Origin of the sequence: Brevibacillus massiliensis (genome assembly GCF_000311785.1) — a bacterium.
GTDB classification, from domain to species: domain Bacteria; phylum Bacillota; class Bacilli; order Brevibacillales; family Brevibacillaceae; genus Brevibacillus_C; species Brevibacillus_C massiliensis.
The window spans coordinates 226593-230303 of record NZ_HE978544.1 but is presented as its reverse complement, the minus strand read 5'-3'; the positions used below and the strand labels follow the sequence as shown (position 1 = coordinate 230303).

Below are 3711 nucleotides of genomic sequence, written 5' to 3'. Positions count from 1 at the left end.
CTGTGAAAAGGGCACGATTAGTAATATAAACGTTGATTTTGGAAGTATCGATGCAATACGAATACAAACCATGGAACAAGTTGAGAAATACAATGCAACAGAATTTTATGAAATACAAAATCCAAATGACGTCTCTGAGTTTGTAAGTATGTTCCGTACTGCAGAAAAAATTGGTAAAGCGAAAGAACCTTTTGCACTTGGTGACGGAGTAATAATTCTTGCTTCAAAAGGTTCGAATTTATATGCAATTCGATATTACATGGATAAGAAAGAATTACTGGATCTTCATAAAGGCATATCGTATCAATTTCCAGATGGATTAGAGCAGTTATTGAGTAAGATAGAGGACATACCAAAAGGTAGCAACGACAACTAACGGGTTCGTTAGGTAAGATGCCCTTTTGGAGGAAGTCACGTCGTCTGTAAGCGAAAACGGAATGCCCTCCATATCGGTATCTCCCTCTTCGGGAAAACTTCTAACCGTGTTTGTATCCATTTCAGGGGCTAAACATATTCTGGAAATCGGGGCTCTTGGGGGCCATAGCGGGATATGCCTAGCTAGAGGATTCGGTAAAGAAGGAAAATGAACTTCTCTTTTAATCTTGCTCGGTCCTAAAAGAAAATCAAGTGAAAGAGGAGGATGTAACCGCCGCGTAATCCATATTCGCGGTTTTTTTCTTTGCTGATCAAGTTGGTGTAAGCAAGCGATTGTTTTTGATGCCGGGGATAATCCCAGTCGTCGGAGGATTTGCTCCTCATTGAAAACCTCGTCTTGATCAGAATACCAATTTACGTGCAGGACACAATAGGGATGTTCACAAAAAGGAGGTTCCATCTTGAATAAACCTACGCTGGCTGCACATGAATCACTTGAAATCCATGAAGCGCTCAACTTCAAAACGCTCTGCCTAGCCAAGTCGAAGTTGATTCAAGGCATTGTATTCGATCCGGATCTGAAAGCATTGATGCAAAAAGACGTAGAACAATCTGCGCAAGCGATTGCCGAGCTCCAGGCAGTCTACAAAAATGCTCCGTTCCAAGCGCCGGTCCCGCAAAATCGTCCTACTCCCATTGTAAATTGAAGGTGAGACCAATGAATAACGATTATCTAGATCCCATAAATGCGTTGCACATGCCGGAGATGGCAGATATGACATTCGCCATGGACTTCCTCATCCGTGCCAAAGAGGGCGTGAGAAACACGGCGATCGCCCTGACAGAAACGGTATCTCCGGAGGCAAGAACGGTATTGCGCAAACAGCTCCACCAAGGGATTGCCCTCCACCAAGAAATAGCCGAACTCATGATCAGAAAAAAATGGTTCCACCCTTACGAACTGGGTGAACAATATCAATTGGACCAGCTTTCGGCCATGAACACCATTCAAATTGGGAAAATGAAGCTTTTCCCTGAGGATACCTCGCGCAAAGGCATGTTCGATCGGGCGCCAGATGAACAATAATGGGAGGAACAACGGATGAAAGCTGTAACGTATCAAGGCATTAAAAACGTTGAAGTGAAAGATGTTCCTGATCCTAAGATCGAGAAACCCGACGATATGATTGTCAAACTGACAAGCACTGCTATTTGCGGATCAGACCTGCATTTAATCCATGGAATGATTCCCAATCTGCAGGAAGATTATATCATCGGACATGAACCAATGGGCATAGTAGAAGAGGTTGGCCCCGGTGTGACTAAGCTGAAAAAGGGGGACCGCGTCATTATCCCATTCAATATTGCCTGTGGCGAGTGCTTCTATTGCAAGAACCATTTGGAAAGCCAATGTGATAATTCAAACGAGAACGGGGATATGGGCGCTTATTTCGGTTATACAGGCACAACAGGCGGTTATCCCGGAGGACAAGCGGAGTATTTGCGGGTTCCCTTCGCCAATTTCACCCATTTTAAAATCCCTGAAAACTGCGAAGTAGAGGACGAAAAGCTCTGCTTGATCGCCGATGCCATGACCACCGCTTTCTGGAGCGTGGATAACGCCGGTGTGAAGAACGGGGATACGGTGATTGTATTGGGCTGCGGACCGGTAGGCCTTCTGGCGCAAAAGTTTTGTTGGGTGAAGGGGGCAAAACGCGTGATTGCGGTTGACTATGTCGATTACCGTTTGCAGCATGCCAAGCGCACGAACAACGCGGAAATTGTGAACTTTGAGCAGGAGCAAAATATCGGAAACTACCTGAAGGAAATTACGAAGGGCGGGGCTGATGTTGTCATCGACGCAGTGGGCATGGACGGAAAAATGTCTGATCTGGAGTTTCTCGCGAGTGGGTTAAAACTGCAAGGGGGCGCAATGGGAGCGGTGGTGATTGCTACCCAATCCGTTCGGAAGGGCGGCACGATACAAATTACCGGTGTATACGGCGGGCGTTATAATGCGTTCCCGCTTGGAGACATCATGCAACGAAATATCACGATACGTTCCGGACAAGCCCCTGTCATCCACTATATGCCGTATATGTATGAGTTGATTGCAACGGGCAATGTGGATCCAGGCGACGTCATTACGCACGTCATCCCTTTGAGTGAAGCCAAGCGCGGATACGAAATGTTCGACACCAAGACCGACAATTGCATCAAAGTCGTCTTGAAGCCTTAAGAGATAATGGGAACGGAGGATGAAATGCGATGACATTTGGATTGCATGAACTACTGGAGGTTCATGAGATAGCTGCTTTTAAAACGATATGCTTAACGAAGTCAAAGACGATGCAAGTTTTGGTTACGGATGAGGCGTTGAAACAAATGTTGGCTGATGATGTTGAAGTATCGACCAGACAGCTTCAAGAGCTGAGCTTGCTGCTGACTAAAGCAATTGAATAGGTGGTGAAGACAAGATATGAACAGCATCTTTCAAGATTTGATCGGCATGGGTGGCATGACGGATCAGGTAGTGGCAATGGACTTTCTGATCTCTGCCAAGAGTGCTGTAAGAAATTACGCCATGGCACTAACCGAAACAAGCACTCCGGAAATAAAAGCTACGCTTACCAAACAATTGGAAGAAGCGATTGATTTGCACGAGAAAATCAGCATGTACATGATTGAAAAGGGCTGGTACCATCCTTGGAATGTCCATCAGCAGATCAAGTTGGATCAACAAAATATCCAGACTGCATTGAATCTGCCAACCTAGAAGAAGCACCTCGAAGGTATAAGAACGAAGTGGTTGGGTTGAATGAACCGAATTAGTATCGGGAGCGTTTGTTCTAGCACGAAATTGAGCCTGTTTTGATCATTTTTCAAAAACAGGCTCTTACTTTTTTGGCTACATACTGTTTTCATAGGATAGAACGGTCAGAAAATCACAGAGGAGCGTGGCAGGCAAATCCTACTTGTAGAGGATATCATCCCGCAAGGTCTCCACTTTGCTTAATGCCTGGCTGATATCAGCATCATCTACCCCGAAGTGCTTCAGGGCATCATGCAAATGTTTTACAATGGCGTCAAAGTGAACGGGCTGCAGGTTCATGCCTGCATGTACTTTGGCCATGGCTTGTCCTGTGTATTTCGGCCCTCCAAGGGCGAAGCTGATAAATTTGGTTTGGTGACGGCGCTGTTTTTCCATATCGACGTTGGCAAAGAAGTGATTGACGGTATCATCGGCTAATACAAGATCGTAAAAATAATCAACTACTTTGCCGATCGCTTCTTCGCCGCCAAGTTTGTCGTACAGGGTAGTTGTCGTCATGATTT

The 3711-nt window shown here is 45.5% G+C and carries 8 protein-coding genes and 1 pseudogene; 7 read left to right on the top strand and 2 right to left on the bottom strand.

Annotation, left to right across the window (positions count from 1 at the left end; translation table 11 throughout):
* Together HGBM_RS30855 and HGBM_RS29790 are read left to right on the top strand one after the other, a co-directional pair.
* The coding region (locus HGBM_RS30855; RefSeq protein WP_026074536.1) for a hypothetical protein at positions 1–376 on the top strand (376 nt) is incomplete at its 5' end.
* 25 nt (positions 377–401) lie between these two features.
* Positions 402–584, top strand: a pseudogene (locus tag HGBM_RS29790) (O-methyltransferase); the annotation flags it as partial.
* A 28-nt stretch (positions 585–612) separates the two neighbouring features.
* On the opposite strand, the gene HGBM_RS30460 reads toward HGBM_RS29790, so the two are convergent.
* Positions 613–759 carry a hypothetical protein gene (locus HGBM_RS30460; RefSeq protein WP_019122711.1) on the bottom strand — a complete coding sequence of 49 codons (147 nt, stop codon included), beginning with the start codon at positions 757–759 and terminating at the stop codon, positions 613–615.
* Positions 760–836: 77 nt separating this feature from the next.
* On the opposite strand from HGBM_RS30460, the gene HGBM_RS19225 reads away from it, so the two are divergent.
* The 5 genes from HGBM_RS19225 to HGBM_RS19205 are packed head-to-tail and all read left to right on the top strand — an operon-like array spanning position 837 to position 3151.
* Entirely contained in the window at positions 837–1082 is a 246-nt protein-coding gene (locus tag HGBM_RS19225; RefSeq protein WP_019122710.1) for a hypothetical protein, read from the top strand.
* 11 nt (positions 1083–1093) lie between these two features.
* Positions 1094–1462: a spore coat protein gene (locus HGBM_RS19220; protein WP_019122709.1), complete on the top strand. Its 369-nt coding sequence runs from the start codon at positions 1094–1096 to the stop codon at positions 1460–1462.
* 15 nt (positions 1463–1477) lie between these two features.
* Positions 1478–2614, top strand: coding sequence for a zinc-dependent alcohol dehydrogenase (locus HGBM_RS19215; protein ID WP_019122708.1), 1137 nt, complete (start codon positions 1478–1480; stop codon positions 2612–2614).
* A 29-nt stretch (positions 2615–2643) separates the two neighbouring features.
* Complete coding sequence (locus HGBM_RS19210; RefSeq protein ID WP_019122707.1) at positions 2644–2838, top strand: hypothetical protein; 195 nt, start codon at positions 2644–2646, stop codon at positions 2836–2838.
* 16 nt (positions 2839–2854) lie between these two features.
* The gene (locus tag HGBM_RS19205; RefSeq protein ID WP_019122706.1) at positions 2855–3151 is read left to right on the top strand and encodes a spore coat protein; all 297 of its coding nucleotides are present in this window, start codon (positions 2855–2857) and stop codon (positions 3149–3151) included.
* 195 nt (positions 3152–3346) lie between these two features.
* Here HGBM_RS19205 and HGBM_RS19200 read toward each other — a convergent pair whose 3' ends face one another.
* Positions 3347–3706, bottom strand: a complete 360-nt coding sequence (locus tag HGBM_RS19200; protein WP_019122705.1) for a group I truncated hemoglobin — start codon at positions 3704–3706, stop codon at positions 3347–3349.
* Positions 3707–3711 lie beyond the last annotated feature (5 nt).

Coding starts and splice junctions, on each gene's coding strand:
- HGBM_RS30460 (WP_019122711.1), bottom strand. CDS start 759: ATGAGGAGCAAATCCTCCGACGACTGGGATTATCCCCGGCATCAAAAA.
- HGBM_RS19220 (WP_019122709.1), top strand. CDS start 1,094: ATGAATAACGATTATCTAGATCCCATAAATGCGTTGCACATGCCGGAG.
- HGBM_RS19215 (WP_019122708.1), top strand. CDS start 1,478: ATGAAAGCTGTAACGTATCAAGGCATTAAAAACGTTGAAGTGAAAGAT.
- HGBM_RS19210 (WP_019122707.1), top strand. CDS start 2,644: ATGACATTTGGATTGCATGAACTACTGGAGGTTCATGAGATAGCTGCT.
- HGBM_RS19205 (WP_019122706.1), top strand. CDS start 2,855: ATGAACAGCATCTTTCAAGATTTGATCGGCATGGGTGGCATGACGGAT.
- HGBM_RS19200 (WP_019122705.1), bottom strand. CDS start 3,706: ATGACGACAACTACCCTGTACGACAAACTTGGCGGCGAAGAAGCGATC.